Source organism: Labilibaculum sp. (assembly GCF_963664555.1).
Classification (GTDB): domain Bacteria; phylum Bacteroidota; class Bacteroidia; order Bacteroidales; family Marinifilaceae; genus Labilibaculum.
Map to the genome: position 1 here is coordinate 2,506,502 of NZ_OY761461.1, position 16,146 is coordinate 2,522,647.

General features: G+C 36.9%; 13 protein-coding genes. 7 read left to right on the plus strand and 6 right to left on the minus strand.

Annotation, left to right across the window (positions count from 1 at the left end):
• Positions 1 to 103 precede the first annotated feature (103 nt).
• Complete coding sequence (locus ACKU4N_RS10010; protein ID WP_321316101.1) at positions 104 to 598, plus strand: GAF domain-containing protein; 495 nt, start codon at positions 104 to 106, stop codon at positions 596 to 598.
• A 7-nt stretch (positions 599 to 605) separates the two neighbouring features.
• On the opposite strand, the gene mnmA is transcribed toward ACKU4N_RS10010, so the two are convergent.
• Positions 606 to 1,709 carry a tRNA 2-thiouridine(34) synthase MnmA gene (mnmA, locus tag ACKU4N_RS10015; RefSeq protein WP_321316103.1) on the minus strand — a complete coding sequence of 368 codons (1,104 nt, stop codon included), beginning with the start codon at positions 1,707 to 1,709 and terminating at the stop codon, positions 606 to 608.
• Positions 1,710 to 1,868: 159 nt separating this feature from the next.
• Between mnmA and ACKU4N_RS10020 the strand changes: the two genes are divergently transcribed.
• Positions 1,869 to 3,914: a M13 family metallopeptidase gene (locus tag ACKU4N_RS10020; protein WP_321316104.1), complete on the plus strand. Its 2,046-nt coding sequence runs from the start codon at positions 1,869 to 1,871 to the stop codon at positions 3,912 to 3,914.
• Positions 3,915 to 4,241: 327 nt separating this feature from the next.
• Here ACKU4N_RS10020 and ACKU4N_RS10025 read toward each other — a convergent pair whose 3' ends face one another.
• Complete coding sequence (locus ACKU4N_RS10025; RefSeq protein ID WP_321316107.1) at positions 4,242 to 4,382, minus strand: hypothetical protein; 141 nt, start codon at positions 4,380 to 4,382, stop codon at positions 4,242 to 4,244.
• A 103-nt stretch (positions 4,383 to 4,485) separates the two neighbouring features.
• On the opposite strand from ACKU4N_RS10025, the gene ACKU4N_RS10030 reads away from it, so the two are divergent.
• The 3 genes from ACKU4N_RS10030 to ACKU4N_RS10040 all read left to right on the plus strand — a co-directional run bounded on the left by ACKU4N_RS10030 (position 4,486) and on the right by ACKU4N_RS10040 (position 8,064).
• The gene (locus ACKU4N_RS10030) at positions 4,486 to 5,847 is read left to right on the plus strand and encodes a S41 family peptidase (RefSeq protein ID WP_321316109.1); all 1,362 of its coding nucleotides are present in this window, start codon (positions 4,486 to 4,488) and stop codon (positions 5,845 to 5,847) included.
• Positions 5,848 to 5,876: 29 nt separating this feature from the next.
• A complete protein-coding gene (locus ACKU4N_RS10035) occupies positions 5,877 to 7,484 on the plus strand; it encodes a MutS-related protein (protein ID WP_321316111.1) in 1,608 nt (535 codons plus the stop codon).
• Between the two features lie 154 nt (positions 7,485 to 7,638).
• Positions 7,639 to 8,064: a DUF3859 domain-containing protein gene (locus tag ACKU4N_RS10040; RefSeq protein ID WP_321316113.1), complete on the plus strand. Its 426-nt coding sequence runs from the start codon at positions 7,639 to 7,641 to the stop codon at positions 8,062 to 8,064.
• A gap of 126 nt (positions 8,065 to 8,190) precedes the next feature.
• On the opposite strand, the gene purU is transcribed toward ACKU4N_RS10040, so the two are convergent.
• Both purU and ACKU4N_RS10050 read right to left on the minus strand, forming a co-directional pair.
• Positions 8,191 to 9,051, minus strand: coding sequence for a formyltetrahydrofolate deformylase (purU, locus tag ACKU4N_RS10045; RefSeq protein ID WP_321316114.1), 861 nt, complete (start codon positions 9,049 to 9,051; stop codon positions 8,191 to 8,193).
• A 410-nt stretch (positions 9,052 to 9,461) separates the two neighbouring features.
• Positions 9,462 to 10,682: a 6-phosphofructokinase gene (locus ACKU4N_RS10050; protein ID WP_321316117.1), complete on the minus strand. Its 1,221-nt coding sequence runs from the start codon at positions 10,680 to 10,682 to the stop codon at positions 9,462 to 9,464.
• A gap of 359 nt (positions 10,683 to 11,041) precedes the next feature.
• Between ACKU4N_RS10050 and ACKU4N_RS10055 the strand changes: the two genes are divergently transcribed.
• Together ACKU4N_RS10055 and ACKU4N_RS10060 are read left to right on the plus strand one after the other, a co-directional pair.
• Positions 11,042 to 12,964 carry an alpha/beta hydrolase family protein gene (locus ACKU4N_RS10055; RefSeq protein WP_321316118.1) on the plus strand — a complete coding sequence of 641 codons (1,923 nt, stop codon included), beginning with the start codon at positions 11,042 to 11,044 and terminating at the stop codon, positions 12,962 to 12,964.
• 103 nt (positions 12,965 to 13,067) lie between these two features.
• Positions 13,068 to 14,618 carry an IS1182 family transposase gene (locus ACKU4N_RS10060; protein WP_156197454.1) on the plus strand — a complete coding sequence of 517 codons (1,551 nt, stop codon included), beginning with the start codon at positions 13,068 to 13,070 and terminating at the stop codon, positions 14,616 to 14,618.
• A 197-nt stretch (positions 14,619 to 14,815) separates the two neighbouring features.
• Here the strand turns inward: ACKU4N_RS10060 and ACKU4N_RS10065 are convergent, their stop codons facing one another.
• Both ACKU4N_RS10065 and ACKU4N_RS10070 read right to left on the minus strand, forming a co-directional pair.
• Positions 14,816 to 15,196, minus strand: coding sequence for a desulfoferrodoxin family protein (locus ACKU4N_RS10065; RefSeq protein WP_321316120.1), 381 nt, complete (start codon positions 15,194 to 15,196; stop codon positions 14,816 to 14,818).
• Between the two features lie 64 nt (positions 15,197 to 15,260).
• Complete coding sequence (locus ACKU4N_RS10070; RefSeq protein WP_321316121.1) at positions 15,261 to 15,893, minus strand: peroxiredoxin; 633 nt, start codon at positions 15,891 to 15,893, stop codon at positions 15,261 to 15,263.
• Between the last annotated feature and the right edge of the window lie 253 nt (positions 15,894 to 16,146).

A 16,146-nucleotide genomic window follows, 5' to 3' on the forward strand; every position in this document is an offset into this window, starting at 1 on the left:
ATTTTAGAATTTAATATTATTGGGAAATAAAGACTGAAATTTACTGTTGGCATTCTGTTTAATTTTTCCATAACTTTACTTAAGGAGTAATAAATAGATAGAGATGAATGCAATAGAAAATCAACATGTAAATCTGAATATTTTGTCGAAATGGCAGGAGAAAATAGATCTACTGGAGGATTTGTTGAAAGTATCAGCAATTCTGATTATGAAACTGCATCCTCATGAACTGGAAGTATTAGTTCGTTCCCGAAACGAGAATAACCCATATTTGATCGGAGATAGGGGAGAGCTAAATATTGGTTCCTACTGTGATTCGGTTGTTGCGGGCAAAACTAAAGTTCAAATTAAAGATGCATCAATGGATGATTACTGGCAGGATAAATTAAAGTATAACAGCGGAATGTGCTGTTATCTTGGTTTGCCAATTTTCTATCCTAATGAGGAATTATTCGGAACACTTTGTGTGTTAAATAAGGAGCGCAGAGAATTTGATGATCTGGATCAAAAATTAGTGGATCATTTCAAGAAAAGTATTGAATCAGATTTGATCATAGATGAGCAGAATGAAATTATCCGGAATGCATCAATTTATTAACCGGGAACTACTCGGCAAAACCGCCTCCAATAAGTTTATCACCAATATAGAATGCCACGGGTTGTCCGGGTGCAATAGCCCAAGCCGGATCTTCTAATTTCACCTCAAGTTCAGTGTTATTGTTAATTTTAATACAGCTGTATTTTTGCGGATTTCGGCCCAAACCCCGCACAATAGTTCTAATATTTGGTAAATTACTATCCTCAATATCATTAAAATAATAATTGGAAACCTTTAAACTCATTTTATTCAGATCATCTTTCTTTTCGAGGATAAGTGTGTTGGTATCGGCATCGATCCGGCTCACCATCAAACCTGATTTTTCTTTTAGTTCCAGACCTCGTTTCTGACCGATTGTGTAGTAGGGATATCCATCGTGCCAGCCCAAATGATTGCCTTTGGTATCGGTTAGCTTTCCACGGCCTATCTTTTGATCCAAATCAGGAATCATCTCTTTTAAAAAATCGCGGTAATCCATGCGGTCCATAAAACAGATGCCCATGCTTTCTTTCTTTTTTGCTACTTCTTCAAAACCAAAATTCCTGGCTATTTCCCGAACTTCTGTCTTGGTATATTTTCCAAGAGGAGTAAGTGTTCTCGACAAAATATCCTGGCCCAAATTCCATAGAAAATAGGATTGATCTTTTGCAGGATCTTTGCCTTTGCAGATATAATATCCATTGGTTTCTTTGCAAATCCGAATGTAATGACCGGTAGCAATTAATTCACAATCCAGTTCGTTTGCCTTTTCCAGAAGCAGTTTCCATTTTAACCGGGGGTTGCACTGAATACAAGGACTGGGAGTTCGTCCTGCCATATATTCATCCAAAAAGAATTGAATAATGGTATCGCGAAATTCTTTGCGGGCATCAATCACATGATGTTCGAGGCCTAATTGTTGCGCCAATTTTTGAGCTTCAATAATAAAATCGGGTAGAGAATCAGAAGGATCAAAGGAATTATCTGCACCAAAAAACCAAATAGATACACCAATAACATGGTAGCCTTGTTCCTTTAGCATCATTGCAGCAACTGACGAATCGGTTCCTCCGCTCATTCCCAATACCACCCTGGCTTTTTTATCCATCTCCTCGTTCATATAATTCTCCATTTTGTAGTTGTTTGCAAAAATATCTCTTTAAAAGCGGATAACAAAATTAGTCTTGTCGGGTGAATCATAATGATTATCGAAAAAATAGGAGGATTTTGTTGGTTTTTTCTAATTTTGGGGCGAATAAAAACAAATAGTATTAACAACAAATCGCATAAAATGAATATTAAAAGATTGTCAGGTGGAATTCTGAGCGCAGGTTTGGCTCTTTCCATTATGGTAGGTTGTGCTGAAAAAGCACCCAAAGGTGCTGGAGTACTAAAAAAAGAAGACATGAACCTGACTGTAAATCCAGGTGATGATTTTTTTGAATATGCCAATGGTACTTGGATGAAAAATACTCCGATTCCTGCGGATAGAAGCCGATATGGTGCCTTCGATATTTTAGGAGAAAGTGCTAATGGTGCTGTACATGATTTGTTGGAAGAGGCAGCAAAAACAGAAAATGCCGAAGCAGGAAGCAATCTGAAAAAGATTCAGGATTTTTACGCTACAGGTATGGATGTTGAAAAAATTAATTCTGTTGGTATAAAGCCATTGTTGCCCGAATTTGAAAGAATTGCAGCAATTTCGAATCCGGTTGATTTGCGTCATACTTTGGTTCACCTGCATAAAATGGGAATAAGTGCTTTGTTTGGTGCCGGCGTTGAACAAGATATGAAGAACACAAGTGTTCACAGAATGTATTTGTCGGAATCGGGTATTTCCTTATCGGATCGTGATTACTACACAGCAGATAACGAAACAAGCGCCAACATTCGTGTTGAGTTTGTGAAGCACGTAGCTAAGATGTTCGAATTGATTGGCGAAAATGCAGCTGTTGCTAAAACAAATGCTGAAAAAATCATGAGATTCGAGACCCGCATGGCAAGCAAATTCAATACAAATCTGGAAAACAGAAATTATCCAGCCATGTACAATCCTAAAACAGTTGAAACATTGGCTTCTGAATATCCAAATTTTGATTGGGCAGCTTATTTTAAAGAGATAGGTGCTGATATTAAAGAGTATGTAATTACGACTCATCCAAAATACACAGCCGAGCTAAATAAGATGTTGGCTGATGAAAAACTGGAAGATATTAAATTGTACTTAAAATGGAGAGTTCTTGACGAATCGGCCAGTTATTTAACGACTGAGCTTGAAGAGCAAAATTTCGCATTTTTTGGAACTGTTCTTTCCGGAACAAAAGAGCAGTTGCCACGATGGAGACGTATGTCATCTGCAACAGGTGGTGTGCTGGGCGAAGCTGTTGGACAATTGTATGTAGAAAAATATTTCCCTGCTGAAGCAAAAGAGAGAATGGACAAGTTGGTGAACAACTTGAAAATTGTTTTGCGCGGAAGAATTGAGAAGTTGGATTGGATGAGTGAAGACACCAGAAAAGAGGCATTGGCAAAATTGGATGCTTTTGGTGTGAAAATCGGTTATCCTGAGAAATGGGAGGACTATTCGAAACTGGAAGTAGCTACCGATTCGTATGTTCAGAACATGTGGAGAGCTTCTGAGTTTGAATACGGGAAAAACATTGCAAAATTAGGTGAACCTGTTGATACTAAGAAATGGGGAATGACTCCTCAAACTGTGAATGCATATTATCACCCATTGTTAAACGAAGTAGTATTTCCTGCTGCAATTCTTCAGCCTCCTTTCTTTTACATGAATGGCGATGATGCAGTAAACTACGGTGCTATTGGCGTGGTAATTGGTCATGAAATGACTCACGGTTTTGATGATTCGGGACGTAGATTCGATAAAGATGGAAACATGATTGATTGGTGGACTGAAGAGGATACCGAGAAATTCAACGCTAAAGCAGAGAAATTGGTTGAGCAGTTTAACGGATTTCAGGCATTTGACGATTTGAATGTGGATGGTAAATTAACTCTTGGTGAGAACATTGCTGATTATGGTGGATTAACCATTGCTTTGGAAGCTTACAAAATGTCATTAAATGGAGAAACACCTGCCGATGTGGATGGTTTTAACAACATGCAGCGTTTCTTCCTTTCTTACTCAAAAGTGTGGAGAGGTAATGTAAGAGATACTTACTTAAGAAAGTTGATTAAAGAAGATGTTCACTCACCAGGAAAATATCGTGTGAATGGTGGATTGTTCAATATTCCTGAATTCTACGCGGCTTTCGACATCAGTCCCGAAGCTCCTTTGTACCGTACCGAAGAGCAAAGAGCTAAAATTTGGTAAGAATAGAAATTAGTACAAAGTAAATAGTAATTGGACTGATTTACTTAATGTATAAAAATACAAACCGTCTCAAGCAATTGGGGCGGTTTTTTTGTTTGAATCCAATTCGACGAGGATGATCTTTCCCTTTTTAACGCAAAATGTATTTCTACGACTGGTTCTCTATATATTTTACGGCAAATAAAGAGTTCTATCGGTCTGATTGTCAAAATTTAGCTATTCATAATGTCTTTGTTGAGGCTGTTTGCTCTAAATTTGTCATGAAATTTTGAATTCAGATATGAAAAATACCCGTTTGCCCTTCATTTTTGCCTCCGCAGATAAGATTTATACAAATTCTACATTCAATATCTCATTAATAGCTGCGAAAAATACCAATGTGCTCTTCGATTTTAAGCCAACAAGCCCTTCGAACACAATTTTGGCCTTTAATTTGGCATCAACAGCCTTGTTGAAGATCTTTTTCACATGTGAAATTTGCTTTGCAGCTCCGTTCGCCTAAAATTCACACTTAGTTTTCTGTTTACAGATGGGAAAGCCTAAATGTAAGATCTTAAATTAATGTTTTATTATGATTGAAATTGTTTATGATAATTATAAAGATTTGTTAGCTTTGGGATTGTTAAATGAAATGATAGAGCTTTTAAGAATGTTGAAAACTGAAATAATGAAAATAAAACAATACAAACTAATTTTTTTATTGATAGGATTGATGTTTTTTCAATCTTGCAACTCACAAACCAAGAATGGGACTGATTGGGAGGCTGATTTGGATTACATCTACAAGGAATTATCCCAAAAACATTGTAATTTTTTCACTGTTAAAAGTAAAAAGGAGTTTGCTGAAGGAATTGAGAAATTAAAAGGGAAAAAGCTAACTGGTATCGATTGTGCCTTGAGTTTACAGCAAGTTGCAGCAAGTTTTGGTGATTCACACACAAGGGTAAATTGGGGACAGTTTATTGACAAAAAGCAAATGCTGCCATTGTATGTGTATTGGTTTAAGGATGGAATTTATATTTTAAAGACAAACGAAGAAAACAAAAAGATTTTAGGAAATAAGCTTCTTTCAATAAATCAGATTCCGATACAATCAATCATTGATAGTATAAGTACACTAATTACTGTTGACAATCAGGCATTGGTGAAGAAAGCAATTCCTGAGATTATTCCTTGTGTTCAGGTTCTTAGGTATTTTGGAATAGCCAAAGGAGATTCTGTTGAATTGGAATTGGAAGACTTGACAGGGAAAACGCTAAACTATTCCCTTCAAACTTCTGCGATGAATAAAAGTAACCGAGTGGTAGTAATATCTGATTCCATACCACTTTGCGTGCAAAATAGAGGATTGTGGTTCTCTGATTATTACTCAGATAAGGATGATGTTTATTATTTGCAGTACAATAATTGTTGGAGCCGGGAGTTGGAAATTGAATTCAAAGGAACTAAGAATGCTGCCGAGATGCTATCTTTTCAGGAATTTGAAGAGAGAATATTTACAAGCTTACAAAAGAAACCAATTGGAAAAATAGTTTTTGATTTAAGGTATAATGGAGGAGGTGGTTCTGAACAAGGAACCGACTTTATTAAAAAACTGGCAGAATACAGCAAACAGAATTCTGATTTAAAGCTATATGTTGTGTTGGGAAGAAAAACCTTTTCGTCGGCAATTATAAATGCGATGGATTTTAAAAAAATGACCAATGCGGTATTTGTTGGGGAAGAGACAGGAGGAAAACCAAATCATTTTGGAGAAGTAAAAAGGTTTAAATTACCAAACTCAGAGGTACAGGTAAATTATTCAACGAAGTATTTTAAAAGGGCTAAGGAAGATCTGAATACTATAACTCCTGATGTATTGATTGAATCTAGTTTTATAGATTATAAAAACGGAATTGATCCGGTATATGAATGGATTCGAGATCAGAAATGAAATATCGAAGTATATAATTTGCACACAATATGATATTCAATTATAAGAAAAAACAAGCCGCACAATTAAAAGCCTCCTTTGGGAAACTGAAAGATGAATCGTACAATTTTGAATTAATAGAGAAGTACTTTCGGAACAATATTCATTCTGAAAGTTTGCAGGTGCTTTCAGATAAAACTTGTACCGATCTCGATTTTGAGGAGCTGTTCATGTTTTTGGATCGCGCGAATTCAAAACCAGGACAACAATACCTGTACAATAAATTGAGAGAGATTCCTTCTGATTCAAAGCATTTAGAGTTGGATGAGGAACTGATCTATAAACTTGCAAATGATTCTGATTTCAGACTTGAGATTCAGATGGAGTTAACAAAACTGGATAAACGGGAGGCTTATTATATTTCCACTTTGTTTCAGGAAGTGCATTTAGAGCAGCCAAAATGGTTTTTTGTGATTCGATTGCTATCCTTTACCAGTATTTTGTCTGTTCTTCTTTTGCCTTTTAATTCTCAATTGTTTTTCGTTTTAATAGGGGTTTTTATTATCAACATCTGCTTTCATTTGTGGAACAAAAAAAACTTGTCGACTTATTCTGGTTCAATTCCCCAGCTCCTGAGCCTTAAGCGTGTTGCGAATAATTTATTTCAACACGAGAGTTTAAAAAAGATCAGCCCAGCTTTGAATGAATCGATTAAAATAATTGATCAGCTTAGAAACCGAATGCTCATTTTTAAATTGGAATCACATATTCAGGGAGATATGCAGGTGATATTCTGGTCTTTTATGGAGCTTATTAAAATACTATTTCTATTGGAACCATTGCTTTTATTTGGTGTATTGAAATGTTTAGATGCTCGTAGAGAGGAAATTGAGACGGTATTCTCTTTTGTCGGACGTGTTGATGCTTTAATTTCCATAGCTTCCTTACGAGAAGGCGAAGAAGCACATTGTATTCCTGAAATATGCGAAGAGAATACCCGAATTATTGGAGATCAAATTTATCACCCATTACTTATCGACTGCGTTGTAAATCATATTAATGTGAATGATAAATCTGTTTTGCTGACAGGTTCAAATATGTCTGGTAAAACTACTTTTATACGGGCAATAGGTATTAATGTAATTACCGGTTTATGCATTAATACTTGCTTTGCTAAATCGATGGTGATTCCGCGCACTTGCATTCATTCAGCCATTCGTATTAGCGATGATCTGATGAATGACAGGAGTTATTACTTCGAAGAGGTTCTCACGATTAAGGATATGATTGACAATGCAGGAAAGGGTACAGCCAATTTGTTCCTGCTCGATGAGATTTTTAAGGGCACAAATACCGTTGAACGGATTTCGGCAGGCAAGGCCGTATTGTCCTCATTGGCAAAAAACGAAAATATTGTTTTTGTGTCTACCCACGATATCGAATTAACCGATTTATTAACGGATGAATACGAATTGTATCACTTTAGTGAAATTGTAAGCGATAAATCGGTCGACTTCGATTACAAATTGAAGGAAGGCAAGCTGAAAAATAGAAATGCCATCAGAATTCTTCAAATTAACGGTTACCCGGATGAGGTAATCCAAGAGGCAATGAGCTTAGCTGAGGAATTAGACCGAAATAAGGTTTTACAAAGCTAAGAGGTCTTTTTCATCCAACAGATAAAAAAAATCGAGGAATGACTCCGAACACTTTTTCTTGAAGCCCACTCATATTAGGAATTTTGACAAAAAAAGCTGTAGTTTTGCCGTTCTTACTCAAAGTGAGGCCATCAATCAGTTTAAATTGACAATAATGAATATAAAAATAGTTGATTACGGAATTTGTAAAGCGATAGGAGAGACCAAGAAAGACATTGTTCCGGGTAGTACAACAGGATACTTTTTGCATTCTGACGATATGGAGTTTGTGGAAAAAACCAATCTTATTCATCCTAAAGTAGGATTGAGTTTTGGGATCAGTTATCAATTCGAAATTGATTCAGAGGAAGCGGAACTTGTTGATTTTGTGAGCAGAATTAGACATCCTAAGTTGGTGAATCCAATTAGTAAGGAACAATTTATTGAAACAACGGAGGAAAAAGATTGCTATAGTGACGAGTTAGGCTATGACTTCTATACCTTTGAATTAGACTGGGAAATGCAGCTGGGGGAATGGATTTTTGAGATTATCTATGATGATAAGATAATGTGCAGCCAGACATTTATTTTGAGAGAATAAAGCAAATTGATACACTTGGGACTCCTACTTTAAATGGGACTTCCAATACAAATAAACGAATGCTCATCTGAACTATATTCAGATGAGCATTTTGCATTTTTAATATTTTTTAAATAGAATTGCCAATTAAAAAACAATCGTACGGGTACCATCCACAATAATGCGGTGCTCTGCTTTGTAGGCAAGGGCACGGGCCAGTACGATCCGCTCCAGATCGCGGCCTTTTCGGATCAAATCTTTAATGGTGTCTTTGTGGGTGATACGCATAATATCCTGCTCAATAATTGGTCCTTCGTCCAAATCCTCGGTAACAAAGTGACTGGTAGCTCCAATCATTTTTACCCCTCGTTCGTAAGCTTGTTTGTATGGGTTTCCACCAACAAAGCCTGGTAAAAAAGAGTGATGTATGTTGATAATTTTATTTTTGAACTCACGAATAAAGTTGGGCGATAAAACCTGCATGTAACGGGCTAACACCACCAAATCGATATTGTGTTCTCTTAGTAAAGCAATTTCGTTGGCTTCCTGTTCCTGTTTGGTTTCCTTGGTAATTGGAAAAACATAGTATGGAATTCCGGCAGCATCAGCAATAGGTTTTAAATCCGGGTGATTCGATACGATCAAAGGAATTTCGATGTCGTACTCACTCATGTTATAGCGCCAAAGTATTTCCTGCAGACAATGGTCGTATTTCGAAACGAAAATGGCTACGCGTTGCTTCTGATTTGAAAATTCGATTCTCCAATGTGCATCAAACTTTTTGGCCAGTGGTTCGAACGTTTCGTGAAGCTTGGAAGCCGGAATTGTTGAGTTAGACATGTTCCATGCAATTCGTAAAGAGAAAAACTGCTGGTTTTGGTTTACATGCTCATCCAAATCGATGATGTTGCCGCCTATTTCGTAAATAAATTGAGTGATTTTGGCTACAATCCCGTTTTTATCGGGACAAGTGAAGAGTAAAAATGCGTTTACATTATTTTCAGACATAGTTATTACATTGATATCGGAATAATAAATTCCGTGAATTAAAGTTCAAGTTATTAATTTGCTTCAATATTGAACGATTTGTCCGTCAGGTAAGTGGTGTGTGATGCAAAAGTAGAAAAATAAGTTTCAAGTGCAAAGGATCAAGGTAAAAGGGAAAGTGAAAAATTAAAAAGAATCAGTTACCAAGTATGATGTGTAAAAAGGAAAGACAAAGCTGGATTATCATCTGGTTCTGCCAGTTATCGGGAAGAGTGAGGTCTTTTTGCGTGGAAGAAAAGGCAGTCAGATTTGAAATTCTAACTGCCTTTATAATCTTTTTAACTTTCTCTTTTTTCAAGATCTCTCGATTCCTCTGGATGACATGGTTTTGTGTCTTTTTCCTTGATACTTGGAGCTTGTTCCTTTCTCCTTTACTCCCAATTCAAAATCTTGCTGAAAATGTAGTTTTCCGCATCAGGAAGATATTCTTTGGCAGCTTCAACATCTTCGGCAGTAAGATAATGCAAATTGTAGTTTAAAACAGATTGCACGCGCTGACTGTTTACATCAACCAATCGTGGTTTCACTTTTCCGTTTTCGTCTTCTACATCTTTTAAGAATAGAGGAGAAGTATCACCTACAGGATCGACAGTCACCATACATTTCGAATGACCTTGCTTGAACAAGGTGTAAACGCCATTTCCTAACAAGGTACACAAGCTAAGATCAAAGCCGATTGGCCGGCAGCAACGGATCTCAAATCCCAATTCAACCGGGCGGGTACCAATGTTAAGATTATAGGTTTTCATTTTGCGCTGAATTACCATATTAAAAACGTGCGCTTTGCTTACATTGAACAATTCGGGATGTCCGTGAGCATCGTAGGTAAAGTTTACACCTGTGCTTTTGATTTCTTCATCACTCATAAAATGGAAAACTCCTTCACTGATTATAGCTGCTCCGTAGTTTAAGCCCATTATTCTTCTCTTTATGATAGAGGAGATAACCAATTGAGCAATTTTTTCAGCTGAAATGTTGGTTTTGTTGAACATTTCAGGAATAATAATCATTGGAAAATGGCAGGCGGTACCAATTCCGAAAGCCAGATGACCGGCTTCTCGTCCCATGGCGGCCAATACGAACCAATTTTGTGAAGTCCGGGCATCTTCGTAAACTGTGGTTGCAATCTTAACTCCTTCGTCTTTTGCTGAGTGAAAACCAAATGTTGGAGATCCTTCCGGCAAAGGAAGATCGTTGTCGATGGTTTTTGGTACGTGAATGTTAGAGATGTTTACCTTGTTTTCTTCCAGATATTTTGAAATTCGGTTTGCAGTAGATGCTGTATCATCACCCCCCACAGTAACCAATAGTTTTACATTGTTTTCAACAAAAAAATCGGTTGAGAAATCTGAATTTTTTGGTTTGAAACGACTCATTTTTAGATGTGAACCGCCTCTTGTAAAGATTCCATCAAGAGTTTCAAAGTCTAGTTCTTCCATTTTACGATCTTTGGAGAAAAGACCTTTGTAGCCTTCGTGCAAACCAATTACCCGATAACCGTTTTTTAAAAATACTTTTCCTACACTACTAATCACGGTGTTTATGCCCGGAGCCGGACCACCACCACACAGAATTACAACAGATTCTTTCATTGGATAAATGGATGTTTTATTTTAAAGATCCGGCAAAGATAAAGGAATTTGGTAAACATTGCCTGTTTTTTTGTTTCGGGTAGGTGCTGATTGCATACGGATATTTTGCGTTAAGGATTGCAGTGGAAACCCCGGAACCTTCCTGCAGCGGTGAGAGAGGAAGTGAGGAGTTGAAACGGAAAGCCTGACCCGTGTGATGGTTTGTGCGCAGGATAGGGAAACGCCCCAAAAACTGTTTTTGAAGAAGATGAGTTGATGTGAAATAATATTTTGTAAGCCGATCACTTTGTCCTATTTTTACAAATGCACCACTTCCTTAAGTACTTAAATAGATTTTCTAACCTTATTAAATCACAATTATGAAACGTAATTATTTGATTTTATTTGCCCTTTTACTCGTGTTGGCAGCTTGTCAGCCCGAAAAAAAAGTTGTTGAGATTCCTTCTTATAGTATCGAACAGTTTTATAAAAACACCAATGTGAGTGGCGGATCGTTCTCAAGCGATGGCAGTAAATTGTTGGTGAGTAGTAATGAAACAGGTATCTACAATCTGTTTGAGATTCCTGTTGATGGTTCTCCTGCCAAACAATTAACCAATTCGGAAAAGGAATCATTTTTTGGGTTGGCTTACTTTCCAAACAGCGATAAGGTGCTTTTGTCGTATGATCAGGGGGGGAATGAGAACAATCATATTTACATGAGAGACGTGGATGGTACGATTACAGATTTAACACCTTTTGAAGGCGCAAGAGCTGGATTTTGGGGCTGGGACCGTGATGAAAAATCGTTTTATTACCAAAGCAATAAACGAAATCCAAAGTTTATGGATTTGTATCAGATTGGTATGGAATCTATTGAAAAAGGCGATTTTACTGCGAAGTTACTGTATGAAAATAACGATGGAATAAATGTTGCCACTAAAAGTGAGGACAATAGATACCTTGCTTTAACACAAAGCATTACTACAAATAATAATGAAATGTATTTGTACGATAGAAAGTCAGGTAAGAAAATGCACATTTCGGAGCACACCGGTGATGCGACCTACAATCCTCAGTTTTTTAGTTTGGATAACAAGTATTTGTACTATTTGTGTAATGAGGATTCCGATTTTGTTTATCTGAATAAATACAATATTGAATCGGGTGAAAAGGAATTGGTTTTTAAAGCCGATTGGGATGTTTGGTATGCCTATGATTCTTTTAACGAAAAGTACCGGATTATTGGGATTAATGAAGATGGGAAGACAAATGTTAAGATGATTGATTTGGCAACAAATGAGGAAGTGAAACTGCCCGAAATTAAAGGTGGTGATATAAAATCGGTTGGTCTCACAAAAGACGAAAGTCGTGTTCGCCTGGTTGTTGGTACGTCGGTTTCTCCGAATAACATTTATGTTTTTGATATGGGAGATACTGAAGCGAAAAAATTGACTGAGACTCTAAATCCGGAAATTGATCCTGCAAATTTAGTGGAAGCGAAAGTGGTTCGTTACGAATCGTTTGATGGTGTTCAGATTCCGGCCATTTACTATCAGCCTAAAATTGCAGCTGCAGATCGTAAAGTGCCTGCTGTGGTTTGGGTGCATGGAGGTCCGGGTGGACAATCGAGAGTAAGTTACTTCTCTTTGATTCAGTTTATGGTGAATCATGGCTATGCTGTTTTGGCGGTGAATAATAGAGGCAGTAGTGGTTATGGTAAGAAGTTTTACGCAATGGATGATAAGAAGCATGGTGACGAGGATTTGAAGGATTGTATCTGGGGTAAGAAATTTTTGGTTTCGACAGGTGTTGTTGATGAGACAAAAATTGGAATTATCGGTGGTTCTTATGGTGGTTACATGACCATGGCTGCTTTGACTTTTGCTCCTGAGGAATTTGAGGCTGGCGTTAATATTTTTGGAGTGACCAATTGGTTGCGGACCTTAAAATCAATTCCTCCTTATTGGGAATCATTCCGAAATGCTTTGTATGCCGAAATAGGAGATCCTACAAGCATCGATTCGGTTGCCTTATACAATAAATCGCCTCTGTTTTTTGCAGAAAAAGTAACAAAGCCATTGATGGTATTGCAGGGAGCAAATGATGTTCGTGTTTTGCAGGCAGAATCGGATGAGATTGTTGAAGCTGTTAAAAAGAATGGCATACCAGTTGAATACATCGTGTTTGATGATGAAGGACATGGTTTCCGTAAAAAGGAAAATGAGATTAAAGGATACGGTCAGGTGGTAGTATTCCTTGATAAATATTTGAAAAAAGAAGAGACTCCGGTGGCTGAATAAGCGGAACAGTCAATACAAAAAAAAAGAGGCTGTCTCAAATGAGATAGTCTCTTTTTCGTTTTATAGTTTTTTATATTTATCACTGATTTCTTATTTTAGAGATATGAAATTAGTCCCTCAAAAATCTCATTTCAAAGCCTATCATCAAAACCAGATGATTCTTTTTCCGCCTTCTCTCTCGGATTTCATATCATCTGAACACCCTGTTCGTACCATCAGCAGTATTATTGATGGTGTCCAGATAGATCGTATCCTTGAAAAATACAGTTATACGGGAGCAAAGGCCTATCATCCCAAAATGATGCTTAAGTTATTAGTTTATTCCTATTTGTGTAATGTATATTCCTCTCGAAAAATAGAGCAGGCGGCATCAGAAAATGTACATTTCATGTGGTTGTCAGGGATGCAAAAGCCAGATCACAATACGATTGCCCGCTTTAGAAGCAGTCGATTAAAAGGTGTTTTAAAGGAAGTGTTCAGTCAAGTAGTCCTGTTACTGGTAGATTCCGGACATATTGATCTACAAACCATATATGTCGATGGCACCAAGATCGAGGCCAATGCAAATAAGTTTTCGTTTGTTTGGGGTAAAGCCATTCAAAAGAATATCCAACGCATGAAGGATCGGTTGGGGGAACTTTGGGATTATACAGAGCAGGTAGCCAAATCGGATTTAGCAAATGTAAGTAAGCCCGATTTAAGTGATGTTGATCCAGAAAAAATAGAGCAGACCATTGAGACAATTAATGAGGCCTTGAGGGATAAGAAAGTGGATGCTAAGAAACGCCGGCAACTCAACTATGCCAAGAAGAATTATGCTGATAATCTCCGAAAAAACGAGCAAAAGCTAAAGATATTGGAAGAGCGAAATAGTTATTCAAAAACGGATCCGGATGCAACCTTTATGCGAATGAAGGATGACTATATGCAAAATGGTCAGCTAAAACCAGGATATAACCTGCAGTTTAGCACACAAAATCAATTCATTGTAAATTATTCAAACCATAATAATCCAACCGATACAAAAACCTTTATACCTCATATGAAAGAGGTTCAACAGTTGTATCCAGACAAACTAAACAGCGTATGTGCAGATTCCGGTTATGGGTCTGAGGAGAATTATGAATTTCTTGAAGCGGAAGGATTAACCTCTTTTGTGAAATACAATTACTTTCATAAAGAACAAAAGAAGGGAGCCAAAACTTATTGCGAGTTTCACCCCAACAATTTATTCTACGACTCTAAACAGGATATTTACTACTGCCCAATGGGACAAGTAATGAATCTTAAGAAGATAAAAAAGGAAAAAAGCCAAGCCGGTCATTTTAAGACAATCCATGTTTATCAAGCTCAAAACTGTAACGGATGCCCACTTAGGGGGATGTGTCACAAAGCAAAAGGTAATCGAACGATTCAGATTAATCACCGACTCAACGAATTAAGAAGTAAAGCACGAGAACATTTAACCTCAGAAGAAGGATTGAAGCACAGGAGTCAAAGACCGGTTGATGTAGAGGCCGCTTTTGGTAACCTTAAACACAATAAAGGATTTAAACGATTTTTACTTCGTGGCAAAGAAAAAGTAGAAATCGAAATGGGATTATTGGCTCTAGCCATAAATCTTAAGAAAATGAATAGTAGAAAAGTGGCCTAACGGCCTTTCTTAATTCTTTTGAAGTCCTATTTCCTCTATATAAAACCTCTGTTTTGCATATTGGAGGTAAAAAAGACTTCCAAAAACAAATAAGCAGTATAAGGCAGTTTAATCTCAAAAAAACAAAAGATCATGAAAAAGAGGATGTCTACTTTGCTATGAGACATCCTCATTTTTCTGTATTTATGAACGAGCAGTTATTCTGCAACTTCCACCAATTTTTCATCTGAGTGCCACAGGCCATGTTTTGTACAGAAAGCTGTAGCGGTTAGTTTCATTTTACGAGATGGTACTACGTAAAAATCAACTTCAGCCTGATTGGCTTCACCACCTAAAATTCCTGTTGAGAAAGTGGCTTGTGTTAACATTTTTTCACCATCCCAAAGTTGAACCCAAGCAACATAGTGATCGAAATCATCCGGATGAGCATAAGCATCACCAATTTTCACTTTCACTTTAAATTTCTCACCTTTTTTAGCTGAGTCATCGCAGTGAATAAATGCAGAATGTCTGTCGATATAATCTTTCTTAGCTTCACCATCAATGGTGTTAATGTCTTGATACCTGTTAATTTTCATGTTTTGTTTTTTTGATTTTAGTCCCGAATGTATTCAGGATGAGAGGATTGTTTTGTTTTAGATATTAGTTCTTGCTTAGGTAATCGGCAACACCTTCAGCAGTAGCATGCATTGCTTCTTTTCCTTTGTTCCAGTTTGCAGGACAAACTTCGCCATTTTCTTCGAAATGCTGCAATGCATCAACCATACGAATTGCCTCATCAACACTTCTTCCCAATGGTAAATCGTTAATCACCGAGTGACGAACAGTTCCTTTTTTATCGATAAGGAATAATCCGCGGTAGGCAACAGGTGCTCCTGTAGATACTGCATTTCCCTCTTCATTGTAATCGTACTCTGAAGCTAATACTCCATAGTTTTCAGAAATTGTTTTTGATAAATCGGCAACCAAAGGATAAGTAACTCCTTTAATTCCACCTTTATTTTTCTCAGTATTTAACCATGCAAAGTGAGAATATTCTGAATCTACAGAACAACCAACAACAGCCACGTTTCTAGCTTCAAATTCTGCCAGTTTTTCCTGAAAAGCGATTAATTCTGTTGGACAAACAAATGTAAAATCAAGAGGATAGAAGAAGAATACGACTTCCTGCTTACCAATAAATTGGTCCAATGAAAAATTTTCAACAATCTGATTTCCGTTAACAACAGCACCGGCAGAGAATGATGGTGCTTTTTTACCAATTAAAGTTTGCATTTTATTTTGTGTTTTAATGATTATTAATCTTGTTTATTTTTACCGATTACAAATGTAGAATTGATTTGACTACTGCACAAATTATATTAATCAATAATCTTTATACCTGCATCGAGAGAATTAATATCATTAATGATGGATTCTATAACCATTCAGTCTTTCAGAGATATCCAATCACAGGGAAAGGATTAGGGCTTATAAAGTTTTTTTTTGAATGATAATTTTTAGTTTTGTAGAAGCAGTTAAATTTAGT